The sequence below is a fragment of the Pantoea sp. VS1 genome (assembly GCF_002207995.1).
GTDB lineage: Bacteria > Pseudomonadota > Gammaproteobacteria > Enterobacterales > Enterobacteriaceae > Pantoea > Pantoea dispersa.
The window spans coordinates 15480-41779 of record NZ_NHZE01000020.1 but is presented as its reverse complement, the minus strand read 5'-3'; the positions used below and the strand labels follow the sequence as shown (position 1 = coordinate 41779).

Below are 26300 nucleotides of genomic sequence, written 5' to 3'. Positions count from 1 at the left end.
TGCCTGTTATGTGGTTGATCAATCAACATATCACGTTTGACCCGGATCGGCGCCTGTTGCGCGATCGGCATGATAACGAGCTGCTGCTCAACCAGAGCAGCGCGCGCTGCCTGGCGCTGTTTCTGCAAAAGCCGGGTGAGGTCATTAGCCACGAAACGCTGCTGGACGAAGGCTGGCGTAGCCAGGGGGTGCACGTGACGGAAAACTCGCTGCGCCAGATGCTGTCGATGCTGCGCAAACAGTTTCTGCAATTGCGGGTGGAAGGAGAAACCTTTGTCACCGTTCATCGTCAGGGCTACCGGCTGCATGAGTCGGTGCGGGTGGAAGCCTGTTTACCGCTGGCTGAAGCCGTGGAAGAAGCGCGCATCACGTCGGAAGCGCGTATTCAGCCACTGGTCACCACCCATGTGCACACGGCGCCGCTGCCGGTAATAGCGCCGCCGCCGGCCACCGCCACCGTGGAGGAGGATACGCCCGCTGCGGCGCCACGCAGCCGTTCCGGGCTGGTGTTAATCGGCATGTTGATCAGCGCGGTGTTGTTACTGGTGCTGGCCTTACTCGGCATTAAGGTGCTGGAGATTCGCGATGTGGTCACCGTGACCTATGCACCCTATCGGCACGTGCAGGGCCGGCAGTGGTATATCCAGGACGACTTCAGCGCCACCGAACGTGAAGAGATCGATCAAAACCTGCAGCTGGTGAGTGACAGCATGGCGCGCTTTATCCAGCTGGCCGAAGAGGAACGCCACATCTATATCAACCGCACCAAGCTGGCTGACCGTTACAGCTGGTTTATCTGTCAAAACCCTATCGAGCAGAGGGATGCGTTATGTCGGTCAGCCATATATTTCGTCGCCGAGTAACCTGGGTGTTGCAGGGGGGATTACTAATGCTGGCGCTGGTACTGGCGGCCATCCTGATTTATCAGCTGTCACGTCGCATTCCCCATTGTGAAGCGGATTCGATTCTGATTTCCAGAGAGGCGGGACAGTTGGTGGTGTCGCACGGCCAGTGGAAAGTGCAAAACAGCCTGTTTCAGGCCACCGGCAATTACAGCGGTATGATCAGTTATTACTCGCCACAGCAGCAACTGCAGCGCCGCGAACCGGTAGACGTCTCTTTTGAGCTTCGCCACAGCTTCTCCGGCGCCGCGCTGCGCAGCGAAACCACTGCCATTTCCTACAATCTCGCCAACCGCGCCTCACCACAGAATATTGAACGCTATATCTCCGCCGGCCTGGCGCCCGGCCATGTCAATTACGGCTGGATTTATCGTCTGCAGAATGTGCGTTATGTGATTGGGAACAATGCGAATCCGTCGGTGATTTGTCGCAGATAGTTAAGGCTACGTATAGTGAGTATAAGCATCGATTAAAACTCTGAGCCCCCATAGTTACTTAATGGAGACCTTCATTGATAACAACTCCGTTCGAAAGGAGGATAATGGGCGAGTTTATCAAAGGAATGTATTTTAAATTCTTTTTTATTAAATGAGAAGGTTTCATTTCTTATGAAGCAGGGGGGATGGAGTGTCATTAATAAGATTGGTTTTTTTCTTTTCTTTTACTCTGTTTTTTAGTAAGGGAATATATGCGCAGCCAGATCTAACATGTTGGGGGAACCCGGTTTCAGATATACAACGGAAACTAAGCGAGATTAAAATTAACGGTAACACCAGGGGGTCTACAGGTAGTGGATTTTATGATTTTGACACCCCGTATCCTGTGTTCTGCACTAACGCCTCATCAGATGAGAAAAGAATACCTTATTATATCAAAGGTATTTCCGAACTTCCGGTGTCAAACATTAATCCTGGATATTTTATCTTATCTGATGATCTTGATATAATGGTAAAGGTAAAGGGGTACTCCATTTATCATAAAGTTCCTTTTGATGTGGAAGCTGAAACCATTATACATTTTCCGGGCGGAAGTTTTCAGGATGAGCTGGCTTTTCTTACACATGGTAATATTGAGTTGAAGTTGAGGCGAGATGTTATCGGAGGTGCGGTTGTCATTCCTTTTGGTAAAAAACTTGTCAGTAATTATCTAACTGCGAATCCGCGGCGAGAATATGCAACGCTCCCCCTTTTTAATTTAATTAGCGAGCTTCAGATCATTCCTGTGCCAATTGTATGTAATATTAATGATGGCATTGAAATTAATGTCGAATTCAATCGCATCGCAATTGAAACTCTCTCTGAATCAGTAACAAGTGTTGTCCACTCTAAAGACATACCTTTACAAGTGAGGTGTAATGTAACTTTAAATCAGGAAGTCAATTTACGCTTAGTTGCCGGAACCCCCTCTTTCTCGAATGAACTCATCGCCACCAATTATCCTGATCTGGGCATTGCAGTTAAACATAAAGGACAATTGCTCAAACCGATGGGCACTTCTGCTGTCCGGTTAATCAACGGCATGGCGTCAGAAGTTATCACCGTGTTCCCGGTTAAAAAGAAAGGACAACCGCTGAGCGGTGGTGAATTCAATGCTTCAGCAACATTGCTGATCAGCCTGCCGTGATGGTGCTTTAAACCACGTTATTGATATTAATGTTAATTAATCTTTTTATGATGGTTAAAGTTAAACACTTATCAGAGGGAGATCGGCTTAACCTGCAGCGATACAGGTTAACGGTGTTTGAAAATATTTTTCATCATCACAGCGCTGTGAATCACCATGATTCACGGGGGTTTTCACACCATTCACAGCTTTTTGGCCGTACATTTTCTCTAGCCAAAGTCTATCAACCATTATTCAACGAGACAGTTTTTGGCCTGTTTCGGCAATTGGGTTTGCTATGCTCTTTCTCTGTTTTATGTCGTGGTATCTGTCCGGACGAGACCCGCGCGTCACCCCGCCTTTGCTGATGCAGCAATTCCTGCAGCGGCGGCGTCGGGGACAGTGCGGTGAGAAAGTCGCCTCTTTCCCTTTCGCTTCGCTGGCCTGTCTTATCTGTTTTTTCCCCACGCTGATCTATCTGCCCAACAGTGGTGGCAGTGGCTTTAATCTGCCGCTGAATTTACTCACTGCTGGCTGCCTCGCGCTGCTGGCGGCCACGCTGCTGTTGAAGAACTGGCGCCAGCCGCGCGATTTAATTGACGACAATGTCATGACGCATGCGCTGTTGCTAATGCTGTTTTGCTTTGCGCTGGCGGTGATCCTGCAGGAGAACGATAACGGACTGCTGACCGGCGTTATCCGACTACTGGGGCTCAGCGCCATACTCATTCTGTGGCTGCTGCTGGGCCTGATGCCGCAGCTCTGGCAGCAGCGTCAGCGAATCATTGCCGGCATCGTATTGCTCAGCACCTTCCAGGCACTGCTGGCGATTGTACAGACCTGCTTTCCGGTTCAGCTGCAAACGCTGATGGAGTTTCGCTATCACGCCGGCCAGATTCGCCCTTACGGTATTTTTCAGCAGTTCAATTTGCTGGCCAGCTTTCTGGCGACCGGCCTGGCGGCAACGGTCTGGCTCTGTCTGCAATCTGACACCAGGCACCGCTTCTTGCTGCTGCCGGCAGTGCTGATCAACAGCCTGGCGCTGCTTCTGACGCAGTCGCGTACCGGTGCGTTTGGCTTTGCGCTGGCGCTGCTGGTGATGCTGCTGGTGTGCGATCGCCGCCAGCGCGCGGTAATCATCAGGATTGTCATGGTGATGGCGCTGGCCGTGCTGTGCGCCCTGTTGCTGCGCAGTGAATTAGCGCCGGGCATGCGTGAATTTGCGTCGTCCGACCTGGCGCGCCAGCAGCTGCTGGAATACACGCTGCGCATGATTATGGAAAAACCGTTCAGCGGCTGGGGCTTTGGCCAGTTTGAGTTTCATTTTTCGCGGATACGCATGGCGGATGCGATTTACCCGGACGATTTTAATGCCACCCATCCTCATAACGAGTGGCTGTATAGCTGGGTGGAAGGCGGGGTTTTGCCGATGGTAGGCTTCACCGCGGTGTTGCTGGCATGGCTGACGCCGTTGTGGCGCTGGCGCAGTCAGCCGCAGCGCCTGATGCTGTGGAGTCTGACGCTGCCCGTCATGCTGCATAGCATGGTCGAGTTTCCGCTCTATCAATCGCTGCCGCATCTGTGGCTGCTGATGCTGCTTACCCATCTGGCGTTACGTCAGCCCGAAGATCGGTCAATGATTGAACCTGCGACGCCGGGTCTGCCGTCGCGCATGCTGCGCCTGAACATGGCCGGCGGCGCGATTGCGCTGATGCTGTTCTTCTTCAGCGGCCTGCAGACCAACGCGCTGCTCACCCAGGCGGAGCGCGGTCAGTTCCTCTCCTATCCTTCACGCGATCAGCTGTGGAATCCGTGGATTCAGGGCGAGCGCTATGAATTCGGCGAAATGGTGCATTGCCTGATGCGCTACAACCAGACGCGGGATGAGCGCCTGCTGGCGCGCTTTGTGCAGCAGTCGTCGCTGTGGCTGGAGCGCCATAACGATCTCAACGTGTTCCGGAACGCGGTAATGATTGAGTGGCATCTGCGGCACTATCAGCGCTCGCGCAGGCTGCTGCGTCAGGCGCTGACTCTCTATCCAACAGATGAAAGCCTGCTGCAGCTGAAAGCAAAAATGATGACGGAATGGTCATCGGCGGCCTATGCTGTGACAGATGAGACAGGCAACTTCTGAGGCTAAGATGTTGAATAAATGGATGAGGCCGCTGGGCTTCGCCATGATGTTAAGCGGATGTCAGACTTCTCCGCTCACCCCGCAGGTCATTCCGCCGCATACCGCGCCCGTGGCCGTGTGCGGGGCCGGCGAGATGATGATGCAAACCACGCTGTGGTTTGACCTGCCGTCCTCCGCTGGCGCAGCGGGCTGGTCGCAGTTTGCTGAACGCGACATCACGCCGCACTTTCCCTCGCCGCTGACGATTTACGATGGCCGCGGCCCGCAGGGCAATCGCAAGGTACTGGTACTGCTTCATCCGGCGGATCGGGCCAGCTCCGAAAGCATTAATGCGCTGCGCGACAAGTTTAAAAATCGTTTTGCGACACAACCAGTAACGCGTATTGACTCGCTGGTGTGCGCGGCGCTGTAACACGCGCTGCCTGCACGCGGGCAGGACAGCCGCCTGTGAAGTCCGTATAATGCGCAGCCAAACCCAAGCAAGCCGGAGAGAAACCATGCGTCCAGCAGGCCGTAGCACTTCTGAAGTGCGTCCCGTCACCCTCACTCGTCACTTTACCAAACATGCGGAAGGCTCGGTTCTTGTCGAGTTCGGCGAAACCAAAGTCCTGTGCACCGCGACCGTTGAAGAGGGCGTGCCGCGTTTTCTCAAAGGCAAAGGTCAGGGCTGGGTAACCGCTGAATATGGCATGCTGCCGCGTTCGACGCACAGCCGTATGGCGCGTGAAGCCGCCAAAGGTAAGCAGGGCGGACGTACGCTGGAAATCCAGCGCCTTATCGCCCGCTCGCTGCGTGCGGCGGTTGATCTGCAGGCGCTGGGTGAATTCACCATCACGCTGGACTGCGACGTGATTCAGGCCGACGGCGGCACGCGCACCGCGGCAATCACCGGTGCCTGCGTGGCGCTGGCGGATGCGCTGAACGCGCTGGTGGCAGCCGGTAAACTGAAAGCCAGCCCGCTGAAAGGCATGGTGGCGGCGATCTCGGTCGGCATCGTGGCCGGTGAAGCGGTGTGCGATTTAGAGTATGTCGAAGACTCCGCCGCTGAAACGGATATGAATGTGGTGATGACCGAAGATGGCCGCATGATTGAGGTGCAGGGCACCGCAGAAGGCGAGCCGTTCAGCCATGATGAATTGTTGCAGCTGCTGGCGCTGGCGCGCGGCGGCATTGAGCAGCTGATTCAGGCGCAGAAAGCGGCGTTAATTGATTGATGTAACAGGCGACCACAGAGTCGCCTTTTCTTTATTTGAGGAGTGAGAAATGAAAGCCTGGCAGCGTCAGTTTATTGAGTTCGCCCTGAACAAAGGGGTGCTGAAGTTTGGTGAGTTCACCCTGAAGTCTGGCCGCAAAAGTCCCTATTTCTTTAATGCCGGTCTGTTCAACACCGGGCGCGATTTAGCGCTGCTGGGCCGTTTCTATGCGCAGGCGCTGGTGGATGGCGGCGTCGATTTCGACCTGCTGTTTGGCCCGGCCTACAAAGGCATTCCCATTGCGACCACTACCGCCGTGGCGCTGGCCGATCATCATGACCGCGATGTGCCGTACTGTTTTAACCGTAAAGAGGCCAAAGATCACGGCGAAGGCGGTTTACTGGTGGGCAGTCCGCTGCAGGGCAAAGTGATGCTGGTCGATGATGTGATTACCGCCGGCACGGCAATTCGTGAATCGATGGACATCATCAATGCCCACAACGCTACGCTGGCCGGCGTGCTGATTTCGCTCGATCGCCAGGAGCGCGGCCGTGGCGAGATTTCCGCGATTCAGGAAGTGGAGCGCGATTATCAATGCAAGGTCACCGCGATCATTACGCTGAGCGAGCTGATTGATTACCTGGCGGAGAAGCCAGAGATGGCCGACCATCTGGCGAAGGTGAAGGCGTATCGTAAAGAGTACGGTATTTAAGGTTTGCGGCGGTAGTCAGCGCCGCACGATAGCGTAGCGGCGCAATTTATTGCGCGATGAATCGTGCCGCTACAAATCCGCTGTGCGTATTAAACCAGCTGTGCGGCAATCAGTGGCCAGCGGCTGTCGAAATCGGCGGTCGGGCGATAACGGAACTCCGAGCGTACATAGCGTGACAGCAAACCTTCGCAGAACGCCAGCAGCTGGCTGGCGAGCAGCGTCTCATCGGTCTGGAAACCTTCGCCGTCGCGCATCTTCTTCTCTTTCATCACCTGGCGCAGCTGAACTTCGATACGCTCAAACAGCTGATTAATGCGCCCCTGCAGGCGATCCTGTTCAAACATCAGCGCGTGGCCGGTCAGGATGCGCGTCAGCCCTGGATTACGCTCACCAAATCCCAGCAGCAATTGCACGATCAGGCGCAGACGCGCCATCGTCTCTTTTTCATCTTTCAGGATCAGATTGATGCGGGTAATCAGACTGTCTTCAATAAACTCAATCAGGCTATCAAACATGCGCGTTTTGCTGGGAAAGTGGCGATATAACGCCGCTTCCGAAACGCCGACATTGGCGGCCAGCTTGGCGGTGGTGATACGCTGACTGCCATCGCCCGACTCCAGCATTTGCGCCAGCGCCTGCAAAATCTCTTCGCGACGATTCCGTTTCGCGACTTTTTTTTCTGCCATGACCTTCAACACCCCTGAAATTCACCAAAAACAGGCAATACTGCCTTATCTGCCACAGATAAAGCGGCCTGTGGCGACAAGAAATAAAAAGATGGCTATGCGAAAAGTGAACGTATTACTGACGGCCAGAGTGACCGAAACCGCCTGCGCCGCGATCGCTGGCGTCAAAATCTTCCACCAGGTTAAATTCGGCCTGCACCACCGGTACAAACACCAGCTGGGCCAGGCGATCGCCAGGCTGCAGCGTGAAGCTATCCTGGCCACGGTTCCACACTGAAACCATCAGCTGGCCCTGATAGTCGGAGTCAATCAGCCCCACCAGGTTACCCAGTACGATGCCGTGTTTGTGACCGAGACCGGAGCGCGGCAGGATGACGGCGGCCAGTGACGGATCGGCAATGTGAATCGCCAGGCCGGTTGGCACCAGCGTGGTCATGCCCGGTGCGATTTCCAGTGCGTCATCAAGGCAGGCACGCAGATCGAGACCCGCGGAGCCAGAGGTCGCATAGGTGGGTAGTGGGAATTCCTTGCCTACGCGCGCATCAAGTATTTTTACGTCGATTTTTTTCATCATAACGGCTGACAATCTCGTCTATTAATTGTTGGCCAAGGAGCGTCTTATCACTGAGCGGTAAGACTTTCTCTCCCTCCTGCCAAAAAAGGTGAAGAGCATTGGTGTCGCTATTGAAGCCCTGCCCGGCCTGCGCCACATCATTGGCGCAAATCAGGTCCAGGTTTTTCCGCACCCGTTTTTGCCGCGCGTATTCTTCCACATTCTGGGTTTCGGCAGCAAATCCCACCACGAAAGGGCGCTGCACTTTGAGCGCCGCGACGCCTGCGACAATATCCGGGTTCTTCACCAGCTGCAGCGTGACGTTATCATCGCCACCCTGTTTTTTAATTTTCTCTGCGGCAATGTTTGCCGCCCGGTAGTCTGCCACGGCTGCGCTGGCAATGAAAATATCTTGTTGGCTGATTTGCGCCATCACCGCCGCTTCCATCTCCAGTGCGCTGTTGACATCAATGCGCGTCACGCCGGCGGGCGTGGCTAAGTTCACCGGACCGGAAATCAGCGTCACGTTTGCGCCGCGCTTTGCCGCCGCAGCAGCAACCGCATAGCCCATCTTGCCGGAGCTGTGATTAGTGATATAGCGCACCGGATCCAGCGCTTCACGCGTCGGACCGGCGGTGATCATAATGTTGAGATGTTGCAGATCGTTGACGGGCGCGGCCCACTCCAGCGCATGCGCAACGATGGCCAGCGGGTCCAGCATGCGGCCCGGGCCGATATCACCGCACGCCTGGCTGCCGCTGTCCGGTCCCCAGACCAGCACGCCGCGCTGCGCCAGACGCTGCAGATTCTCCTGCGTTACTGCCGCGCGGTACATCTGCTGGTTCATGGCCGGCACGATGGCGACCGGTGCCGCGCTGGCCAGGCAGGCGGTGGTGACCAGGTCGTTTGCCATGCCGGCGGTAATGCGTGCAATCAGATCGGCGGTTGCGGGCGCAAGCACAATCAAATCGGCCCATTTTGCCAGTTCGATATGGCCCATTGCCGCTTCGGCCGCCGGGTCGAGCAGGTCATCAAACACCGGATAGCCGGAAACCGCCTGCAGGCTGAGCGGCGTAATAAAGGCTTTGGCCGCATCGGTCATCATCACGCGGACATCCGCGCCGCGATCGCGCAGACGGCGCACCAGTTCCGGTGCTTTATAGGCCGCGATGCCGCCACTGACGCCCAGCAGAATTTTTTTTCCGGCTAATCCCATCATGTTGTTTGCCTCACTTCAACGCAGAGTGCCGCGCCTGGCGCGACAGATGCAGGCAACTTTATCACAAAATCGGCGACCCGCCTTTTCACTGCCTGCGCCCTTTGCGAGCCGGCTCTGGAATTTGTCACGCGCCGCTGGTGGCCTGCAATGCACCGGCGCAGAATGGCGGCATTGCAGGGAGGGCGGAACGATGACGGAACTGGCACCACGGGAAAAACTGACGCTGCTGGGCGCCGAGGCGCTAAGCGATGCCGAACTGCTGGCGATCTTTTTACGTACCGGCACGCGCGGCAACAGCGTGATGGGGCTGGCGCGGCTGATGCTGAATGAATTCGGTTCGCTGTATCGCATCATGACCGCCAGTAAAGAAGAGCTGGGGCAGATAAAGGGCGTCGGCAGCGCCAAAATGACGCAACTGCATGCCATTGCGGAACTGGGACGGCGCTTTTTTGCCAGCCAGCTGGCGCGCGAAAATGTGATGGAGAATCCGCAGGTCACGCGCCACTACCTGCAAAGCGTGCTGGCACATCAGGAGCGTGAAATCTTTATGGCGCTGTTTCTGGATAACCAGCACCGCGTTCTGCAGGCGCAGAAGATGTTTTCCGGCTCTATTGCCAGCGTGGAAGTGCATCCGCGTGAAATCGTGCGTGAGGCGCTAAAGCTCAACGCGGCGGCGGTGATACTGGCGCATAATCATCCGTCCGGCATGGCGGAACCGAGCCGTGCCGATCGCGAGATTACCAGCAAGGTGGCGCAGGCCTGCGCGCTGCTGAATATCCGCTTATTAGATCATCTGGTGATTGGTCACGGCGAGTTTACCTCTTTCGCTGAGCGCGGCTGGCTGTAATTCGCGGCGTCAACTGGGCAGAAATCCGGCGTTTTTGCGCGATCCGGAGGGATCTTTATCTGTTCGGGACTTGAGCACTTCGGCTTAGCGGCGTATACTACGCCACCTTTGAGAATCTCGGGTTTGGCGTTTGGGCCAGCTTAGCGGGTTCACATGGAACTCGCCTGGGCGGGCTAAGGCCTGACGAGGCGGCCAAAACCTAGTTTTTAAAGCTCGAGCTGATTTGATTTTTGGAGAATAGAAATGTCACGAGTCTGCCAGGTAACTGGAAAGCGTCCGGTGACCGGTAACAACCGTTCCCACGCAATGAACGCGACGAAACGCCGTTTCCTGCCGAACCTGCACTCTCACCGTTTCTGGGTTGAGAGCGAGAAGCGCTTCGTTACTCTGCGTGTATCTGCTAAAGGTATGCGTGTTATTGATAAAAAGGGCATCGATACGGTTCTGGCCGAAATCCGCGCCCGTGGTGAGAAGTACTAAGGAACTGAATCATGGCTAAAGGTATTCGTGAGAAGATCAAGCTGGTTTCCTCTGCTGGTACAGGTCACTTCTATACCACCACGAAGAACAAACGTACTAAACCTGAGAAACTGGAACTGAAAAAGTTCGATCCGGTTGTACGTCAGCACGTGATCTACAAAGAAGCCAAAATTAAGTAATTTTGGTGTTCTTGCGAAAAACCCGGCTCCGGCCGGGTTTTTTGTTTTTGCGCTACGTTGAGGAGATGAGATGCCTGAATTACCTGAGGTAGAAACCAGCCGACGCGGTATAGAACCTCACCTGGTGGGGGAAACCATTCTGCATGCCATTGTGCGCAATCCGCGTCTGCGCTGGCCGGTTTCCCATGAAATCCACGCGCTGAGCGACCAGCCGGTGCTCAGCGTACAGCGCCGCGCCAAGTATCTGCTGCTGGAGCTGCCGCACGGCTGGATTATCATTCATCTTGGCATGTCCGGCAGCCTGCGCGTCCTGCCCGGCGAACTGCCGGCTGCGAAGCACGACCACGTCGATTTGGTGATGAGCAATGGCAAAGTGCTGCGCTATACCGATCCGCGGCGTTTTGGCGCCTGGCTGTGGACTACCGATCCGGAAGGCAGCAGCGTGCTGGCGCACCTCGGTCCGGAACCGCTGAGCGATGCCTTCAGCGGCGGGTATCTGTATGAAAAGTCGCGTGGCAAACGCACGGTGATCAAGCAGTGGCTGATGGATAACAAAGTGGTGGTGGGCGTGGGGAACATCTATGCCAGCGAATCGCTGTTTACCGCCGGGATCTTACCCGATCGTCCGGCGATGAGCCTGAGTGAAGCGGAAGCGGAACTGCTGGCGAACACCATCAAAGCCGTACTGCTGCGTTCAATTGAGCAGGGCGGCACCACGCTGCGTGATTTCCTGCAGACCGACGGTAAGCCAGGCTATTTTGCGCAGCAGCTGCAGGTGTATGGCCGCACTGGCGAGCCCTGTCGCGCCTGCGGTACGCCGATCCTCAGCGGTAAACACGGTCAGCGCAGCACCTTCTGGTGTCCACGCTGCCAGCACTGATTACGGCTGCGCCAGCTTCGCCAGCAGCGCCTGATGCACCACGGCAGGCAGAAATGCCTGCACGTCACCCTGATGGCGCGCCACTTCCTTGACCAGCGACGACGAGACAAACGAGAAGCCTTCGGACGGCATCAGAAACACGCTCTCCAGCGTGGGCAGCAGATGACGGTTCATGTGCGCCAGCTGCAGCTCATACTCAAAGTCTGATACCGCACGCAGACCGCGCACCAGCACGTTCGCGTTCTGCGCCTGGGCAAAATTCGCCATCAAATCGCTAAAGCCAACCACCTCAACATTGGGCAGATGGGCCGTAACCTGGCGCGCCAGATCGACACGTTCATCAAGGCTAAACAGCGGCTTCTTACTCGTGCTGGCGGCAATCGCCAGCACGATGCGATCAAACATCTGCGCTGCGCGCGTGACGATATCCAGATGGCCCAGCGTCATCGGGTCAAACGTGCCGGGATAAATCGCTTTTGTGCTCATACGCGGCCCTGTGTTGAGGTGTGATGCAGCGCCCAGAGCGCCGAGTATTTGTTGAAGGTGTATTGTGCGTTGACCACCGCCAGAATCCAGCCCTGTTTACCATCGAGAAAACCGGCGCGCAGCAGCAGCGTCTTAATAAACGCGCCCGCGGTGTGGCTAAAAACAGAGAGAATACTGCAGCGCTTGCCGCGCTGAAAGCGCTCCTGCGCCCAGGCTTCGGCATAGTTCATCTGCTTGCGCTGGAAGGCGATCAGGTCGCGGCAGGTCAGGTGTTGCAAATCACCCGGCAGCGCCACCACCGGCGTGCCCTGCGTCTCCAGCGATTCGTGCACCAGATTGTCGTTATAGCGCAGATGGCGCGGATAGAGGCGCAGCACGCGGTCGGGATACCAGCCGCTGTGGCGCATAAAGCGGCCGAGAAACAGATTACTGCGGCCGAGGCTATAAACCTTATCGCTGGGCGGCTGTGTCAGCACCTGCTCAATGGCGCGGCGCAGTTCCGGCGTAACCCGTTCATCGGCATCCAGCATCAGAATCATATCGCCGCTGGCAAAGGCCTGGGCGCGCTGACGCTGCTTACCAAAGCCGGCCCAGCCGTCTGCCTGATAGACCAGAGCACCGTGCGCGCGTGCCACCTCGATGGTCGCATCGCTGCTGCCCGAATCCAGCAGAATGATTTCATCTGCCCAGCTGACGGAAACCAGCGCCTCCGGAAGGAGTTCAGCTTCGTTTTTGGCGATCATCACTACGGAGAGACGTTGGCGTTGCGACATGCGTTAATGAGCTCGTGGAGGCAGATGCGGTTCGAGTAACTGTAGCAGACGCTGCAGTGCGCCCTGATTCTGGTGCAGCACATCTACCGCGTGGCGGCCGTAGTAGCGGCGATAATCGTCATCCTGCAGCAGGTTCGCCACTTCTTTTTCCAGCGACACCACATCAGTAACGGTAATCAGCCCTTCCGCCTGCTGCAGACGGGCGCAGATATCTTTGAAGTTCCAGATGTGCGGGCCCATCAGCACCGGAATGGCATGCGCAGCGGGCTCGAGCGGATTATGGCCGCCGCGCTCCACCAGGCTGCCGCCGACAAAGGCCAGATCGGCGATGCCGTACAGCAGCATCAGTTCGCCCATGGTATCGCCAATCACCACCTGCGTGGCGCTGGAGGGGATCTCGCCGCTGCTGCGCAGGGTAAAGCTGAAGCCGCGTTTTTGCGTCAGGTTGCAGGCATCTTTAAAGCGTTCCGGATGGCGCGGCACCAGAATCAGCAGCAGATCCGGGAACTGTTGCAGCAGGCGGCGATGGGCGTCGAGCACGATAGCCTCTTCGCCTTCGTGCGTGCTGGTGGCGATCCACACCGGCCGGCGCGATGCCCACTGGCGGCGCAGCGTCACCGCGCGTGCCGCCAGCTCCGGCGTAACGGAGATATCAAACTTAAGACTGCCGGTCACGGCCAGATGCGAGCGCTTCAGGCCGAGGCTGAGGAAACGATCGCCGTCCTCAACGTTCTGCGCGGCAATCAGCGTAATGCGCTGCAGCAGGTCACGCATGAAACCGCCGAGCTTTTTATAACCTCTGGCGGAGCGTTCAGACAGGCGCGCATTGGCAATCACCAGCGGAATCTGGCGCTGATGCAGAATGCGAATGATGTTCGGCCACAGCTCGGTTTCCATGATAATCACCAGCCGCGGGTCGACGGTATCGAGGAAACGGTTGATTGAACCGGGCAAATCGTACGGCAGATAGACATGGTGCACGTCTTTGCCAAACGCCGACTGGGCGCGCTCGGAGCCGGTGGGCGTCATGGTGGTCACGGTAATGGGCAGCGTCGGATAGCGATGACGCAACGCGCGCACCAGCGGCACGGCGGCGAGCGTTTCACCGACCGAAACCGAGTGCAGCACGATGCCGTGCGGCGCTACTTTACCGCTGCAGTAGCCGTAGCGTTCCGCCCAGCGTTTACGATAGGCCGGTGCTTTTCGACCGCGCAGCCACAGGCGCAGCCAGATCAGTGGCTGAATCAGATAAAGCAGGGCTGTATAGAGAGTCGTCATAGTTAAGGTTACGACCAGTTCGCGTCAAAAAACACAGGAAAGGCGGCATGTTAACAGAAACTGACCGCCTGCTCATACCACTTCGTCAACGGGTTTGCAGGACGTGCTGATAAAGCGAAGTCAGCGCCTGCGCCAGTCTTTGCGGACCATAAGGTTCAATTTTGCGACGTGCGGCTTCGCCCAGCGCCGGATTGTGCGAAAGTGCGGGCGTCGCTATTACCGCTTCGTTTAACGCTTTGATATCCAACGCATCGCAGACAAAACCCTCTTCACCGTTGGTAATAAATTCTGCGCCGCCGCAGCCGGTGCTGGTAATGATTGCCAGCCCGCAGGCCATCGCCTCCAGCACCACATTGGGGAACGGATCGTACAGCGTTGGCAACAGCAGCGCATCGGCAGCGTGATAAAACGGCTGAACGTCCTGCTGCACGCCCGCAAAGCGCAGGCGGTCAAGACAGTTAAGCTGGTTCGCCAGCTGCTGATAGCGCGCCAGCTGTTTGTCCTGGCCGACTACCACCAGGTAGCGATCGCTATTAGCGACCGCTTCGATAGCGGCCTTTAGCCCTTTGCGTTCGAAGCCGGAGCCGACGTAGATCATCACCGTGGCATCCTGCGGCAGGTTGAGTCGCTGACGCGCGGCGTGACGCAGCGTGTCGCTGGCAGGCTGAAAACGCTGGCTATCAATGGCGTTGTGGATCACGTGAATTTTGCCGGCATCCAGCGCGAAGTGGCGCAAAATATCCTGCTTCACCATGTGCGAATTACAAATCACCGCTTTCAGCGAGGGCGCGTTGAACATCTCCGCTTCCGCCTGCAGCACATAGCGATGGTACGGGCTCAGGCTGGCGCTCAGCCGCTGCCACGGCGAAACAATGCGCGCGCGCTGCTCCAGCCATACGCGATGCACGCCGTCGCCGGCGCGGAAAATATCGCAGCCGGCGATGCGCTCGTGGCTCTGTACGATATCGAACTTTTCCCGCTCCCAGCAGGCGCGCGCCGCGCGGGCAAAGCCGCGTTCACGCGAGATGCGGCCGAACTTTGCCGGATTGCAGATGTGCAGGTGCCAGGCCGGGTTCGGCGTGCCCTGCCAGCTGCGGGTAATGATGTTGAGATCGAGCTGCTCGCTGTCCAGCGCTTCCAGCGCGCGTGAGATAAAGCGCTCGGCACCGCCGTCCGGCCGATATTTCTGCCGGACAATCGCCAGCCGTAACTTAGTCATGCAAAAGGCTCCTGGCGGCGGCAAGCACATCCTCAACCGGGATGGCAGACAGATAGCGCTGCTCGGTATTGGTATTGATCGAATCCGGTGACGGCAGCGGTGCATAGTCGCCCGCCCAGATAACGCGGTTATTGTCGCCCCACGGGCGCCAGTGCTGCAGCTTGGTCGGGCCGAACAGCGCCAGGCACGGCGTCTGCAGCGCTGCGGCCATATGCATCGGTGCGGAATCGACGCCAATAAACAGCTGTGCGGCGTCGATCAGCGCCGCCAGCTGCGGCAGCGAGAGCTGGCCCGCCAGCGACACCACGTTCGGCGTGCGGCACAGCGACTGGATATGGGCGATCATCGCCAGCTCTTTCTGATCGGGCGCGGCGGTCAGTACCACGCTGCGACCATCAGCGGCCAGCGCATCAATCAGCTGCGCCACCTTTTCATCTTCCCAGCACTTAAAAACCCAGCGCGAGGTGGGCTGCAGCACCACAAACGGTCCGGTAATCGGCTGCTGAGCGAGGACGTCCTGCACTTTTTGCTGGTCGGCGGCGCTGAAATGCATGGAGGCTGTCGCCCCGGCGGTGGGAATGCCGAGCGGCTGCAGCGCCGTCATGTTTTGTTCCACGGTATGCAGCTGATGGTGACGGTCGGTGGAAACCAGCTGGTTATGGCACCAGCGCCAGAAGGCGTTGTCGCGCTTGCGGTAGGCAAAGCCAATGCGCACCGGCGCACCAGACAGGCCGGTAATAATGGCGCTGCGCCACTGGTCGGCCAGATTAATCACCACATCGTAATGGCAGGCGCGCACCGCCCGCACCAGCGCGACCTCATGGCGAAACTTCTGCCAGCCGCCTTCCTTTTTCCAGTTGCGATCGATGATATGCAGCTGACGGATCGCCGGATGCGCTTCCAGCATCGGCCGCGTCTCTTTATACAGCAGCACATCAATGTTGGCCTGCGGATAGCGCTGGCGCAGCGCATTGATGGCAGGCGTGGTCAGCAGCATATCGCCATGATGACGCAGCTTTATCAGCAAAATATTTTGCGGTGCAAAGTGGGCTGGAATCGGGCTTGCCATACTCAAATCATCTCAAAATTCAGTGAGCTGATTGTAGGGCAAACCCTGGAGGGGTTAAAGCCGCGGCAGGCGCTTATTTATTGCGCCAGCGATAAATGCGGCTCAGCCACAGCAGCAGCTGATACCACTGACGCGCGCCGCGCGCATTGCGCAGCATGCGTTTGTGCGTCTGGCTGCTAAACAGATCGGCGATCATTGCCTGGCGCGCTGCGGCGTCCGGTTCGCGCCGGATAGCGTGGCACACGCTGAGCGCTTCGCGGGTAATCTGCGCGTGGAAGCTCGGGTAAATCATCACCTTGTGACGATAGCGCGTATTGATCTCTTCCAGCATGCGCGCGATTTTCAGGTAGTGACGCTGATAGTCGACGTTGTGCTGGCCGGTGCGCTTGCGGTTGCTGATCGACGCATCGTGCATGTAGTAGCGATACAGCACCCGATCGGTGTAGCGCACGCGCTGTACGTTGAGCATGAACTCAGTGGTCCACGGGATGTCCTGATGATGCAGACCGGGTTCAAACTGCAGATTAAGCTGTTCGATCAGCTCACGGCGGTAGATACCGAGCCACACGACGTGCAGGTAACGCCGGGTTTTCAGCGCCTTGTTGAGCCACTCCGGCCCGCTTAATACGCCGGTGCTGGTGAGGCGATCCCGCGGAATCATCGGCTTAATTGTCTGGCTGGCCTTGAAAAACCACTCGGCGTTGCACTGCGCAGCGTCCAGCCGATCGCGCTCCGCCATGTCGACCAGCGTCTGGTACATCGCCGGGTCCATGGTGTCGTCGGCGTCGGGAAAGCTGACATATTTACCCCGCGCCACGGCCAGCCCGGCATTGCGCGCACGCGATACGCCACCGTTCGGCTGATGAATCACCTGGATATGCGGGTACTGCTGCGCCAGCGCGTCGGCGCGCTCGCCGGAACCGTCGGTGGAGCCATCATCAATAATGATGATCTCCAGCGACGTCAGGGTTTGCGCCAGCAATGCATTGATACAGCCGGTAAAGTCAGCACCAGCGTTAAACATCGGGATAATGAGACTGAGTAGCGGGGATGAGCTATCGGGCTGCGCTGTCATGTTCTTCGTTGTTCCGTCGCGCCAGGCGCTGCTGCTGCCGGGTGCGGATAAAATCATGGATATCATTTAGCTTGCGTTCATCCAGCTCGAACAGCTGTTCAACCGGATGGGCAAATTTGTATTGCGCAGCGAACACAAACGAAGAGGGCGCGATGTGGTTCGGGCCAATTAAGAGCACGTCACCCAGCGGCCTTTGCTCCTCTACGCAGCAGGGACCATAAATTAAAATCACCGGTACCTGTTGCGCGTCGGCAATATACACATTGCCGGAATCCGAGGCGATATAGAAATCCATCTCGTTAATGGCGGCAGGCAGCGCCTCGAGCGGGATTTTACCCACCAGACTCACCAGATTGTTTCGCTGACCGGCAACTTTAAACAACTCCTGAACGCGTGATTGTTCATTCGGTGCGCCGAAAGCAAAAAAAGTGCAGGGGAGATCGCTCAGGTGGTCGAAAAGCCGACACCAGATTAACGGCGGAATGGTTTTGGCCTGATTCCCTGCCGTTACGCTAATACCAATACGGATGCCCGGCGCCTGCGTAATTTCCGCTGGCAGGGTTTCCGGTTGCCACAGTGGCAGGGTGGCATGTTTGGGATAACTCTCTTTGGTAAAAGAGCGATCGGCCAGTTTCAGGTAATTTTCCAGCGTTAAGGTATTTTTCTCGTGATAAACCACGCCGCTGGCCGTTAAATAAAACAGGCCCTGATAGCCTTTGCGCCGATAGCTGGAAAGAAATTGTTTGTTGCTGGCATTGCAGCAGGCGGCAATAAATAAATTGAGATTGGTGGGATGCAGCAAATAAATATTGTCGTAGCGATTGAGCAGCTGCCACACCAGTTTTATTTTTTTCATCAAACCGGAGCGATGATCTTCGATATACCAGATGTGCTCCAGCGTGGCGTCACGTTCAGCCAGCGGGGCGACACTATAGCTCAGCAGGGCATCGCTTTTTCCCAGGTGGGATAATAACGGCGTGATATTAATATAGTCGCCAATTTTAGCGGTCTGTATCACCAGATTTTTACCGGTGCGGCCATGAACAAACTTCATCACCCATTTGACCGGCGAAAAAAGAATAAACAGTAGTACGTACGTCAAGTAGTCATCCCCATGATTCGGTCACACCGTCATGGGGGACCTGTTAACCTGAAACGTGCTGCGTGGTTGAAAATGACGTCTCCGCCACCTGAATAAGCTGCAGGTATTGCTGGCAAACAACGCTCAAACTATAAATGCTTAAGTCCAGATGTTGCAACCTGGGGGGGGTTGTATAAATTTCTCGCATTTTTTCTGCCAGCGATGTTGCATTCATCTCTGCCAGACCGCGTGACAGTTCGCCGGTGAGGATCGAAACAGGACCGCCCGGACAGCGCGTACTGACCACCGGGGTGCCGCAGCTCAGGGCTTCGACCAGCACATTACCAAAACCTTCACTGTCGGAACTGACCACCAGCAGGCGCGCGTGCCGTATCCAGGGATACGGGTTGCGCTGAAAACCTTCGAAGCGCACGCGCTCCGCAATGCCTGAATTCTGCGCCTGCTCACGCAATTTTTGCGTTATTTTTTCGCTTCCCTGTCCCAGCAGAACCAGCGGCGCGGTGATGCCACTCAGGGCATAGGCTTCGAGCAGGCGGTCATGGCGTTTGGTTTCATGGAAGCGTCCCACATGCACCAGGAAATCGGTGCCGGCTAACGGGCAGGGTTCAGCCGCCAGCCGGGCAAGGCTGTCAAAATCGAAAGGATTGGCGATCACTTTGGCCTGGCGGGGCTGTACGCCAATGTTTTGCACCATATCGTCGATGACGTACTGCGAAACCCCGACGATTTGGCGATCCTGATAAACGTGACGGATTTTCAGCCGCTTCAGCCACAGCGAGAAGCCGGTTTTACGTGCCAGATACGAAGCAGAAAACACGCCGTGCAGACAGAACCAGGTCCTGTCTCCATCGAGCGCAGGCGTTTGCCTGACAATGCGGTCAGTTTTATGCAGATGAGAGAGGATCAGATCAAATTTGCCGTGCCGCGCTTCACTGTCGCGCACCGCACGATCCAGCAGGCGCGCGCGGCGCCATGTTTCTGTCAGCTTGCGCCACGGGTGGTTACAGCGATCAAGAATCACCTGGTAATCCACGCCAGCCGGAATAGGGTAATCACATACCTTCCGCAATGAGAAGATCGAAACCTGGTGTCCCTGACTGAGGAAGCCCCCCGCCAGAGTCAGTACGACTTTTTCGGCGCCGCCGCCCGGCAGGCCATCAATCACCATTAAAATGCGTTTCGACAAAATTTTTTACCCCTACATGCCAGTCTGCTGTAAAGACTTAGCTGCTATCATTCCCGGTGCTATCAGGACTTAATATAAGAAAATTCAATTAATTATTTTTATGGCCAGGTAATTTTACACGAACGTGCGCTCGGTTAATTGCTAAAATTCAGGCCAGTGAAGAGTTTAAATTATTCTAGTTTAACTAATCTTATACCGCTATCGACTTCCCCCTGAACCCGCATGGGAAAAGTTTGCGCCCGTCAGGAGCGTTGCGTACCATAGCGATTATAACACTGTAATTCACCGGATAAGTTATGGAAAAACCTGCCTTTTTAATTACCCTTGATACCGAAGGGGATAACCTGTGGCGCAATCGCAGCGGCAAGGTCACTACCCATAACGTCCGGTTTTTACCGCGCTTCCAGGCGCTGTGTGAGAAATACGCTTTTAAACCGACCTGGCTGACCAACTATGAGATGGCCAGTGACCCGGCTTATGTCGAGTTCGGGCGCGATCTGCTGGCGCGCGGTCAGGGCGAAATCGGTATGCATTTACATGCCTGGTACAGTCCACCTGAATATGCGCTGACCGACGATGAGTGGCGTTACCAACCTTATCTGATCGAATATCCGGAAAACGTCCTGCGCGATAAAGTCGCCTATATGACCGATCTGCTGGAGAACGCTTTTCAGCGTAAAATGACCAGCCACCGCGCCGGCCGCTGGGCATTTAATGAAGTGTACGCCCGCGCCTTGATCGATCAGGGCTATCAGGTTGACTGCTCGGTTACGCCGCGCGTGAGCTGGCGTAATGCGCAGGGTGCACCGCAGGGACAGGGCGGAACGGATTACAGCCATTTCCCCGATCGCGCTTATTTCCTCGATGAACAGGATATTTCCAGGCCGGGCGACAGTCCGCTGCTGGAACTGCCAATGAGCATTCAGTATCGCTATGGCGCGTTCACCAATCAGCTCAAAAAAGTGTGGAATGGCATCCGCGGCAGGCAGCGTGGACCTTCAGTGAACTGGCTGCGTCCGGTGGGGGGGAATCTGGCCCAGATGAAACAGGTGGCAGAACAGACGCTCGCACAGGGCAACGACTATGTGGAGTTCATGCTGCATTCATCCGAGTTTATGCCAGATGGCAGCCCCACGTTTAAAACGGAGGCTGATATTGAACGCCTGTATGACGATCTGGAAGGCCTGTTCAGCTGGCTGGCGACCAAGACGCAGGGCATGACGCTCACGGAGTTTGCCCGGCTGAAGCAACAGCAGCGCTAAGCCGCCCAATCGCGTTACAGCGCGATCTCAGCCAGCATGGCCATCACGTCGTCAGGCTGAATGTCTGCCATGCTGCTGCTGCCCTGCGCGGGCCGTAACGCATGCTGATTCCTGCCGTAGCCACCAATCAGCCCCGGATCGGTCGGGCCGAACAGGGTGATGTTGGGGCGATCCAGCGCGGCGGTCAGATGGCTCAAACCGGTATCCACCGAGACCACCGCACGGGCGCCCGCCAGCTGCTGCGCCACCTGCTCCAGCGTCAGCTTCGGCAACACCTCTGCATGATCAAACCCTGCTGCCAGCCGCTGCGCGCGCTGGTGCTCGTGTTCGGCGCCCCACGGCAGCCTGACGCGCAGGCCAGTGGGCTGAACCCGCGCGATGAGCTGGCGCCAGTGATCTTCCGGCCAGTGTTTGTTGTCGCGCGTTGTGGCGTGCAGAAACACCAGGTACGGTTGGCTATCCTGCGGTTGCGCCGCGAGAAAATGACCGGCAATGGCATAGTCGCCCTGCGTGGCCGGTTTTTCATAGCCCAGACTTTTCGCGAACAGTTCGCGCGTGCGTTCCACGGCGTGCTGCTGCTTACCAATCTCATGACGCTTGTCATACCACCAGCTGGCGAACGGTTCGCGTGCGCTGCGGCTGTCCTGACCATGTTTGATGCCTTTGGCGAGGCGCGTCACCAGCGCGGCGCTTTTAATCAGCCCCTGGGCATCAATCACCACGTCGTACTGACGTGACTGCAGCTCGCGTTTGAATTGCACGCGCTCTTCGCGCTGCTGGCTGCCAAACCAGTGTTTGCGCCAGCGACGAATCGCCACCGGCAGGACTTTATCGACGGCCGGATGCCAGCCAGGAATTTGCGCAAAATTCTCTTCCACCACCCAGTCGAAGCGAATGCCGGGAATCGCCTGCATCGCGTCGGTCAGCGCCGGCAACGTGTGCAACACATCACCCATCGACGAGGTTTTAACAATCAAAACGTGCATGGTTACTCCTGCACCGGATGCAGTAACTCATTGAGTTCCTGATGCACGCGTGCCGGTTGAATATCAATCAGGCTCTGGTGATAGCCTTCTGCGGCATCGCCTTTGCGCACTTTGTGGTAGCCGGTAATCAGGCGAATGATGCGCGCCTGATGGGACAGCGGCGGCGTGAAATCCGGGCTGCTCGGGCCATACAGCGCCACCAGCGGCCGGTTGAGCGCGGCGGCAATGTGCATCAGTCCGGAATCATTGCTGACGACCGCAGCACAGTGGGCGATCAGAATCACCGCCTGCTCCAGCTGCGTTTCGCCCGCCAGATTGCGGCAGTGTGCGCGTGCCGTGTCCGGCAGCGCCTGCAGGATCGCCTCGCCGGTTTCCCGATCTTTAGCCGAGCCAAACAGCAGCACCTGATAGCCTTCAGCAATCAGCTGTTCTGCCAGCGCGGCGTAGTGATAGTGTGGCCAGCGCTTCGCGGGACCAAATTCGGCACCGGGGCAGAAGCCGATGGCCGGGCGATCGGCCGACAGCGCAAACTGCGCCGCGGTCATGCGTTTTTCATCGTCGTCGACGCGCAGCTGCGGCCACAACAGCGGCTGCGGCAACTGTGCTGCCGCCGCAACCGGCTGGTCATAGCCCAGCGCCACATAGCGCTCCACCATTAAGGGAAACGCGGCTTTGTCCAGCACCCGCACGTCATTCAGCACGCCATAGCGCATTTCGCCGCGCCAGCCGATGCGGCGTTTGATGCCGGCAAAAAACGGCACCAGCGCCGATTTAAACGAGTTTGGCAGCACATAGGCGCGATCGTAACCGCTGGCCCGCAGCGCTTTGCCCAGGCGACGGCGCTCACCCAGCGCCAGCGCACCGTGGCCAAGCGGCATCGCCAGCGCCTGATTCACTTCCGGCATGCGTGACAGCAGCGGCCGGCACCAGGCCGGCGCCATCACATCAATTACCGCCTCAGGGTGCGCCTGTTTCAGCGTGCGATAGAGACTTTGCGACATCATCATATCGCCGACCCAGGAGGGGCCAATAACCAGAATTTTCATCGCTGGTGCCGGTTTCCTTATGCGTGACGGTTCAGCCAGGCCATGTATTCACCCACGCCCTGGGCAACGGTTTTAAACGGTTTGTCATAGCCCGCGGCGCGCAGTTTGCTGAGATCCGCCTGCGTAAAGGCCTGATAGCGCCCTTTCAGTTTGTCCGGGAACGGGATGTATTCGATCTGGCCTTGCTGGTGGAACTTCAGCACCGCATCCGCCACTTCCTGGAAAGATTCGGCGCGGCCGGTACCACAGTTATAGATGCCGGAAACGCCGTTTTCCCAGCACCACAGATTGACTGCCACTACATCATCCACGTGGATGAAGTCACGACGGAAGCTGTCGCTGCCCTCGAACAGCTTAGGATTTTCACCGTTGCTGATTTGCGTATTGAGGTGGAACGCGACGCTCGCCATGCTGCCTTTATGGCCTTCACGCGGCCCGTACACGTTGAAATAGCGGAAGCCGCACACTGGCGAATCTGCTTCCGGCAGAATCTGGCGGACATAGTGGTCGAACAGCATTTTTGAGTAGCCGTACACGTTGAGCGGCTGCTCGTACTGGCGCTCTTCAATGAAGTTCTCGTTACGCCCGCCATAGGTGGCGGCCGATGAGGCATACAGGAACGGGATTTCACGTTCGAGGCAGAAGTGCAGCAGATCTTTTGAGTACTGATAGTTGTTATCCATCATGTACTTACCGTCCCACTCGGTGGTGGCTGAACAGGCACCTTCATGGAACACCGCTTCAATCGGACCCAGATCTTCACCCGACATGATGTAGGTGAGGAACTCCTCTTTATCCATGTAATCCGCGATGTCCAGATCCGCGAGATTCACGAATTTGGTGCCATCTTTCAGATTATCCACCACCAGGATATCGGTATGACCGCGATCGTTGAGCGCTTTCACAATGTTGCTGCCAATCATGCCCGCGCCGCCGGTTACGATAATCATATGCTTTGCCTTTAAACAGTTGGGGTGAAACAGGAGGTTTCACGCACGAATACCTAACATCATAACATTTCAGCCCGATGCGGACAGCCAGATGACGCCGATCGCGCTGCACAAATCCTGCGCGCCGCGTGAACTATGCTGCAAAACGGAGATTTCCCTGGCTGAATTGTCGTCCATTCGCTTTTCGATCAGTAATATGTGCCAAAATTTTGCTATCTGAGGAGCAGAATCATGTCCGATCAGTTCTATTCACAAATCCGGCAACAGCTTGAGACAACGCGGCAGGACGGATTGTTCAAACAGGAGCGCACCCTGACCTCGGCGCAGCAGGCGGAAATCAACGTCGCCAATAGCCCGCCGGTAATTAACTTCTGCGCCAATAACTATCTCGGCCTTGCGAACCATCCGGCGCTGATTCAGGCCGCCAAAGACGGTATGGATACGCATGGTTTTGGCATGGCGTCGGTGCGTTTTATCTGCGGCACGCAGGACAGCCATCAGCTGCTGGAGCGCCGGCTGGCGGAGTTCCTCGGCATGGAAGAGGCCATCCTGTTCTCCTCATGCTTCGACGCCAACGGCGGCCTGTTTGAGACCCTGCTGGGCGCGGAAGATGCGATTATCTCGGATGCGCTCAACCATGCGTCGATCATCGACGGCATCCGCCTGTGCAAAGCCCAGCGCTATCGTTACGCCAACAATGATATGGCTGAGCTGCGCGCGCGCCTGCAGGAGGCCCGCGACAAGGGCGCGCGCCACCTGCTGATTGCCACCGACGGCGTGTTCTCCATGGATGGCGTGATCGCTAACCTGCAGGGCATTTGCGACCTGGCCGATGAGTTTAATGCGCTGGTGATGGTGGATGACTCGCACGCGGTGGGCTTTGTCGGCGCAAGCGGACGCGGCACGCATGAATACTGCGGCGTGATGGATCGCGTGGATATTCTGACCGGCACGCTGGGTAAAGCGCTGGGTGGCGCGTCCGGCGGTTACGTGGCGGCAAAACGCGAGGTGGTTGAATGGCTGCGTCAGCGCTCGCGCCCTTATCTGTTCTCCAACTCGCTGGCACCGGCGATTGTGGCCGCGTCGCTGCGCGTGCTGGATCTGCTGAACGAAGGCGATGGGCTGCGGCAGCGGCTGTGGGAAAACGCCCGCTTCTTCCGGGAAAAAATGACCGCCGCGGGCTTTACGCTGGCCGGTGCCGATCACGCCATCATTCCGGTGATGCTGGGCGATGCCAAAGTGGCGCAGCAGTTTGCCAGCCTACTCCAGCAGGAAGGCATCTACGTTACCGGCTTCTTCTATCCGGTGGTGCCGCAGGGCCAGGCGCGCATTCGCACGCAGATTTCTGCCGGCCACACTCAGGCGCAACTGGAGCACGCGGTGGCGGCCTTCACGCGCATCGGACAACAGTTAGGGGTTATCACTGCAGGAGCCAACGGATGAAAGCACTGGCTAAACTGAAAGCGGAAGAGGGGATCTGGATGGTGCACGACGCGCCGGTGCCGGAGCCCGGTCATAACGATCTGCTGATTAAAATCCGCAAAACCGCCATCTGTGGCACCGATGTGCATATCTATAACTGGGACGACTGGTCGCGCAAAACCATTCCGGTGCCGATGATCACCGGCCACGAATACGTGGGCGAAGTGGTCGGTATCGGTCAGGAAGTGAAGGGTTTCGCCATTGGCGATCGCGTATCGGGCGAAGGTCACATCACCTGTGGCCACTGCCGCAACTGTCGCGCCGGCCGTACCCATTTATGCCGTAATACCGTGGGTGTCGGGGTAAATCGTCAGGGCTGCTTCGCCGAATATCTGGTGATCCCGGCGTTTAACGCGTTCAAAATTCCCGACAATATTTCCGACGAGCTGGCGGCGATTTTCGATCCATTCGGTAACGCGGTGCATACCGCGCTCTCGTTTGATCTGGTAGGTGAAGACGTGCTGATCTCCGGTGCCGGACCGATTGGCATTATGGCGGCAGCGGTGTGTAAGCACGTCGGCGCACGAAACGTGGTGATCACTGACATCAATGAGTACCGCCTCGGGCTGGCGCGTGAAATGGGCGTGACGCGTGCGGTCAACGTGGCGCAGCAGAATCTGCGTGAGGTGATGACGGAACTGGGGATGACCGAAGGCTTTGATGTCGGACTGGAGATGTCCGGCGCGCCGCCGGCGTTTCGTACCCTGCTGGAGACCATGAATCACGGCGGACGCATTGCGCTGCTGGGCATTCCGCCGGGTGAGATGTCGATTGACTGGAATCAGGTTATCTTCAAGGGGCTGTTTATCAAGGGGATTTACGGCCGTGAGATGTTTGAAACCTGGTACAAAATGGCCGCGCTGATTCAGTCCGGCCTCGATCTGACGCCGATCATCACGCATCGCTATCACATCGACGACTTCCAGCAGGGCTTCGACGAGATGCGTTCCGGGCGTTCAGGCAAAGTGGTGCTGAGCTGGGATTAAACGACACACCGGC

28 protein-coding genes are annotated in these 26300 nt (G+C 57.0%); 14 read left to right on the top strand and 14 right to left on the bottom strand.

Features of this window, described 5'->3' with window-relative positions:
* The first annotated feature begins 8 nt into the window (after positions 1-8).
* The 7 genes from CBW22_RS11450 to pyrE all read left to right on the top strand — a co-directional run bounded on the left by CBW22_RS11450 (position 9) and on the right by pyrE (position 6543).
* A complete protein-coding gene (locus CBW22_RS11450; protein WP_088516681.1) occupies positions 9-863 on the top strand; it encodes a winged helix-turn-helix domain-containing protein in 855 nt (284 codons plus the stop codon).
* A gap of 26 nt (positions 864-889) precedes the next feature.
* A complete protein-coding gene (locus CBW22_RS11445) occupies positions 890-1339 on the top strand; it encodes a hypothetical protein (RefSeq protein WP_088516680.1) in 450 nt (149 codons plus the stop codon).
* Between the two features lie 190 nt (positions 1340-1529).
* Positions 1530-2525 (top strand): fimbrial protein, encoded by a 996-nt coding sequence (locus CBW22_RS11440; protein ID WP_141097309.1) that lies wholly within the window; start codon positions 1530-1532, stop codon positions 2523-2525.
* A gap of 277 nt (positions 2526-2802) precedes the next feature.
* Positions 2803-4638 carry a PglL family O-oligosaccharyltransferase gene (locus CBW22_RS11435; protein WP_088516678.1) on the top strand — a complete coding sequence of 612 codons (1836 nt, stop codon included), beginning with the start codon at positions 2803-2805 and terminating at the stop codon, positions 4636-4638.
* A 7-nt stretch (positions 4639-4645) separates the two neighbouring features.
* On the top strand, positions 4646-5050 hold the full coding sequence (locus tag CBW22_RS11430) for a DUF3574 domain-containing protein (protein WP_088516677.1): 405 nt from the start codon (positions 4646-4648) through the stop codon (positions 5048-5050).
* 85 nt (positions 5051-5135) lie between these two features.
* Positions 5136-5852 (top strand): ribonuclease PH, encoded by a 717-nt coding sequence (gene rph / locus CBW22_RS11425; protein WP_021507082.1) that lies wholly within the window; start codon positions 5136-5138, stop codon positions 5850-5852.
* A gap of 49 nt (positions 5853-5901) precedes the next feature.
* Positions 5902-6543 (top strand): orotate phosphoribosyltransferase, encoded by a 642-nt coding sequence (pyrE, locus tag CBW22_RS11420; RefSeq protein ID WP_021507081.1) that lies wholly within the window; start codon positions 5902-5904, stop codon positions 6541-6543.
* Positions 6544-6632: 89 nt separating this feature from the next.
* Here pyrE and slmA read toward each other — a convergent pair whose 3' ends face one another.
* From slmA to coaBC, 3 genes are all read right to left on the bottom strand, one after another.
* Positions 6633-7229: a nucleoid occlusion factor SlmA gene (slmA, locus tag CBW22_RS11415; protein WP_021507079.1), complete on the bottom strand. Its 597-nt coding sequence runs from the start codon at positions 7227-7229 to the stop codon at positions 6633-6635.
* 115 nt (positions 7230-7344) lie between these two features.
* On the bottom strand, positions 7345-7803 hold the full coding sequence (gene dut, locus CBW22_RS11410; RefSeq protein ID WP_031279631.1) for a dUTP diphosphatase: 459 nt from the start codon (positions 7801-7803) through the stop codon (positions 7345-7347).
* The gene (gene coaBC, locus CBW22_RS11405) at positions 7772-9001 is read right to left on the bottom strand and encodes a bifunctional phosphopantothenoylcysteine decarboxylase/phosphopantothenate--cysteine ligase CoaBC (protein WP_088516675.1); all 1230 of its coding nucleotides are present in this window, start codon (positions 8999-9001) and stop codon (positions 7772-7774) included. The genes dut and coaBC overlap by 32 nt, the downstream gene beginning before the upstream one ends.
* A gap of 190 nt (positions 9002-9191) precedes the next feature.
* Here coaBC and radC point away from each other — a divergent pair, with 190 nt between their 5' ends.
* The 4 genes from radC to mutM all read left to right on the top strand — a co-directional run bounded on the left by radC (position 9192) and on the right by mutM (position 11387).
* Positions 9192-9848: a RadC family protein gene (gene radC, locus CBW22_RS11400; protein ID WP_021507076.1), complete on the top strand. Its 657-nt coding sequence runs from the start codon at positions 9192-9194 to the stop codon at positions 9846-9848.
* 243 nt (positions 9849-10091) lie between these two features.
* Positions 10092-10328, top strand: a complete 237-nt coding sequence (rpmB, locus tag CBW22_RS11395) for a 50S ribosomal protein L28 (RefSeq protein ID WP_010616494.1) — start codon at positions 10092-10094, stop codon at positions 10326-10328.
* An 11-nt stretch (positions 10329-10339) separates the two neighbouring features.
* Complete coding sequence (gene rpmG, locus CBW22_RS11390; protein WP_001051798.1) at positions 10340-10507, top strand: 50S ribosomal protein L33; 168 nt, start codon at positions 10340-10342, stop codon at positions 10505-10507.
* A gap of 70 nt (positions 10508-10577) precedes the next feature.
* Entirely contained in the window at positions 10578-11387 is an 810-nt protein-coding gene (gene mutM, locus CBW22_RS11385; protein WP_088516674.1) for a bifunctional DNA-formamidopyrimidine glycosylase/DNA-(apurinic or apyrimidinic site) lyase, read from the top strand.
* Here mutM and coaD read toward each other — a convergent pair whose 3' ends face one another.
* The 8 genes from coaD to CBW22_RS11345 all read right to left on the bottom strand — a co-directional run bounded on the left by coaD (position 11388) and on the right by CBW22_RS11345 (position 19557).
* On the bottom strand, positions 11388-11873 hold the full coding sequence (gene coaD / locus CBW22_RS11380) for a pantetheine-phosphate adenylyltransferase (RefSeq protein ID WP_088516673.1): 486 nt from the start codon (positions 11871-11873) through the stop codon (positions 11388-11390). It abuts the gene before it with no gap.
* Positions 11870-12646: a glycosyltransferase family 2 protein gene (locus CBW22_RS11375; protein WP_088516672.1), complete on the bottom strand. Its 777-nt coding sequence runs from the start codon at positions 12644-12646 to the stop codon at positions 11870-11872. The genes coaD and CBW22_RS11375 overlap by 4 nt, the downstream gene beginning before the upstream one ends.
* Before the next feature lie 3 nt (positions 12647-12649).
* A complete protein-coding gene (waaA, locus tag CBW22_RS11370; RefSeq protein ID WP_021507071.1) occupies positions 12650-13924 on the bottom strand; it encodes a lipid IV(A) 3-deoxy-D-manno-octulosonic acid transferase in 1275 nt (424 codons plus the stop codon).
* Positions 13925-14009: 85 nt separating this feature from the next.
* A complete protein-coding gene (locus tag CBW22_RS11365) occupies positions 14010-15143 on the bottom strand; it encodes a glycosyltransferase family 4 protein (RefSeq protein WP_088516671.1) in 1134 nt (377 codons plus the stop codon).
* Complete coding sequence (gene rfaQ, locus CBW22_RS11360; RefSeq protein ID WP_088516670.1) at positions 15136-16212, bottom strand: putative lipopolysaccharide heptosyltransferase III; 1077 nt, start codon at positions 16210-16212, stop codon at positions 15136-15138. Before rfaQ ends, CBW22_RS11365 begins: the two co-directional genes overlap by 8 nt.
* Before the next feature lie 73 nt (positions 16213-16285).
* Positions 16286-17287, bottom strand: a complete 1002-nt coding sequence (locus CBW22_RS11355; protein WP_088516669.1) for a glycosyltransferase — start codon at positions 17285-17287, stop codon at positions 16286-16288.
* Positions 17268-18389, bottom strand: coding sequence for a glycosyltransferase family 9 protein (locus tag CBW22_RS11350; protein ID WP_058759423.1), 1122 nt, complete (start codon positions 18387-18389; stop codon positions 17268-17270). Before CBW22_RS11350 ends, CBW22_RS11355 begins: the two co-directional genes overlap by 20 nt.
* A gap of 43 nt (positions 18390-18432) precedes the next feature.
* Entirely contained in the window at positions 18433-19557 is a 1125-nt protein-coding gene (locus CBW22_RS11345; protein WP_058759422.1) for a glycosyltransferase, read from the bottom strand.
* Positions 19558-19871: 314 nt separating this feature from the next.
* Here CBW22_RS11345 and CBW22_RS11340 point away from each other — a divergent pair, with 314 nt between their 5' ends.
* Positions 19872-20837 carry a polysaccharide deacetylase family protein gene (locus CBW22_RS11340; protein WP_088516668.1) on the top strand — a complete coding sequence of 322 codons (966 nt, stop codon included), beginning with the start codon at positions 19872-19874 and terminating at the stop codon, positions 20835-20837.
* A 14-nt stretch (positions 20838-20851) separates the two neighbouring features.
* Here the strand turns inward: CBW22_RS11340 and rfaC are convergent, their stop codons facing one another.
* From rfaC to rfaD, 3 genes are read right to left on the bottom strand one after another with little or no spacing between them, the layout of a single operon-like run.
* Complete coding sequence (rfaC, locus tag CBW22_RS11335; RefSeq protein ID WP_088516667.1) at positions 20852-21823, bottom strand: lipopolysaccharide heptosyltransferase RfaC; 972 nt, start codon at positions 21821-21823, stop codon at positions 20852-20854.
* Between the two features lie 2 nt (positions 21824-21825).
* A complete protein-coding gene (gene rfaF / locus CBW22_RS11330; protein WP_058781669.1) occupies positions 21826-22869 on the bottom strand; it encodes an ADP-heptose--LPS heptosyltransferase RfaF in 1044 nt (347 codons plus the stop codon).
* Positions 22870-22886: 17 nt separating this feature from the next.
* Positions 22887-23819, bottom strand: a complete 933-nt coding sequence (gene rfaD / locus CBW22_RS11325; RefSeq protein ID WP_021507062.1) for an ADP-glyceromanno-heptose 6-epimerase — start codon at positions 23817-23819, stop codon at positions 22887-22889.
* A 231-nt stretch (positions 23820-24050) separates the two neighbouring features.
* Between rfaD and CBW22_RS11320 the strand changes: the two genes are divergently transcribed.
* Positions 24051-25262, top strand: coding sequence for a glycine C-acetyltransferase (locus tag CBW22_RS11320; protein WP_058771026.1), 1212 nt, complete (start codon positions 24051-24053; stop codon positions 25260-25262).
* Positions 25259-26287, top strand: coding sequence for an L-threonine 3-dehydrogenase (gene tdh / locus CBW22_RS11315; RefSeq protein WP_058759416.1), 1029 nt, complete (start codon positions 25259-25261; stop codon positions 26285-26287). The genes CBW22_RS11320 and tdh overlap by 4 nt, the downstream gene beginning before the upstream one ends.
* Positions 26288-26300 lie beyond the last annotated feature (13 nt).

Excerpts from the sequence above, each read along its gene's own strand:
- rfaF (WP_058781669.1), bottom strand. The coding sequence starts at position 22,869 with ATGAAAATTCTGGTTATTGGCCCCTCCTGGGTCGGCGATATGATGATG.
- CBW22_RS11320 (WP_058771026.1), top strand. The coding sequence starts at position 24,051 with ATGTCCGATCAGTTCTATTCACAAATCCGGCAACAGCTTGAGACAACG.
- rfaQ (WP_088516670.1), bottom strand. The coding sequence starts at position 16,212 with ATGGCAAGCCCGATTCCAGCCCACTTTGCACCGCAAAATATTTTGCTG.
- CBW22_RS11450 (WP_088516681.1), top strand. The coding sequence starts at position 9 with ATGTGGTTGATCAATCAACATATCACGTTTGACCCGGATCGGCGCCTG.
- slmA (WP_021507079.1), bottom strand. The coding sequence starts at position 7,229 with ATGGCAGAAAAAAAAGTCGCGAAACGGAATCGTCGCGAAGAGATTTTG.
- pyrE (WP_021507081.1), top strand. The coding sequence starts at position 5,902 with ATGAAAGCCTGGCAGCGTCAGTTTATTGAGTTCGCCCTGAACAAAGGG.
- CBW22_RS11430 (WP_088516677.1), top strand. The coding sequence starts at position 4,646 with ATGTTGAATAAATGGATGAGGCCGCTGGGCTTCGCCATGATGTTAAGC.
- waaA (WP_021507071.1), bottom strand. The coding sequence starts at position 13,924 with ATGACGACTCTCTATACAGCCCTGCTTTATCTGATTCAGCCACTGATC.
- mutM (WP_088516674.1), top strand. The coding sequence starts at position 10,578 with ATGCCTGAATTACCTGAGGTAGAAACCAGCCGACGCGGTATAGAACCT.
- radC (WP_021507076.1), top strand. The coding sequence starts at position 9,192 with ATGACGGAACTGGCACCACGGGAAAAACTGACGCTGCTGGGCGCCGAG.
- CBW22_RS11355 (WP_088516669.1), bottom strand. The coding sequence starts at position 17,287 with ATGACAGCGCAGCCCGATAGCTCATCCCCGCTACTCAGTCTCATTATC.
- rpmB (WP_010616494.1), top strand. The coding sequence starts at position 10,092 with ATGTCACGAGTCTGCCAGGTAACTGGAAAGCGTCCGGTGACCGGTAAC.
- CBW22_RS11345 (WP_058759422.1), bottom strand. The coding sequence starts at position 19,557 with ATGGTGATTGATGGCCTGCCGGGCGGCGGCGCCGAAAAAGTCGTACTG.
- CBW22_RS11375 (WP_088516672.1), bottom strand. The coding sequence starts at position 12,646 with ATGTCGCAACGCCAACGTCTCTCCGTAGTGATGATCGCCAAAAACGAA.
- rfaD (WP_021507062.1), bottom strand. The coding sequence starts at position 23,819 with ATGATTATCGTAACCGGCGGCGCGGGCATGATTGGCAGCAACATTGTG.
- rpmG (WP_001051798.1), top strand. The coding sequence starts at position 10,340 with ATGGCTAAAGGTATTCGTGAGAAGATCAAGCTGGTTTCCTCTGCTGGT.
- tdh (WP_058759416.1), top strand. The coding sequence starts at position 25,259 with ATGAAAGCACTGGCTAAACTGAAAGCGGAAGAGGGGATCTGGATGGTG.
- CBW22_RS11445 (WP_088516680.1), top strand. The coding sequence starts at position 890 with ATGCTGGCGCTGGTACTGGCGGCCATCCTGATTTATCAGCTGTCACGT.
- CBW22_RS11340 (WP_088516668.1), top strand. The coding sequence starts at position 19,872 with ATGGAAAAACCTGCCTTTTTAATTACCCTTGATACCGAAGGGGATAAC.
- CBW22_RS11365 (WP_088516671.1), bottom strand. The coding sequence starts at position 15,143 with ATGACTAAGTTACGGCTGGCGATTGTCCGGCAGAAATATCGGCCGGAC.
- coaBC (WP_088516675.1), bottom strand. The coding sequence starts at position 9,001 with ATGATGGGATTAGCCGGAAAAAAAATTCTGCTGGGCGTCAGTGGCGGC.
- rfaC (WP_088516667.1), bottom strand. The coding sequence starts at position 21,823 with ATGCACGTTTTGATTGTTAAAACCTCGTCGATGGGTGATGTGTTGCAC.
- dut (WP_031279631.1), bottom strand. The coding sequence starts at position 7,803 with ATGATGAAAAAAATCGACGTAAAAATACTTGATGCGCGCGTAGGCAAG.
- rph (WP_021507082.1), top strand. The coding sequence starts at position 5,136 with ATGCGTCCAGCAGGCCGTAGCACTTCTGAAGTGCGTCCCGTCACCCTC.
- coaD (WP_088516673.1), bottom strand. The coding sequence starts at position 11,873 with ATGAGCACAAAAGCGATTTATCCCGGCACGTTTGACCCGATGACGCTG.
- CBW22_RS11435 (WP_088516678.1), top strand. The coding sequence starts at position 2,803 with ATGCTCTTTCTCTGTTTTATGTCGTGGTATCTGTCCGGACGAGACCCG.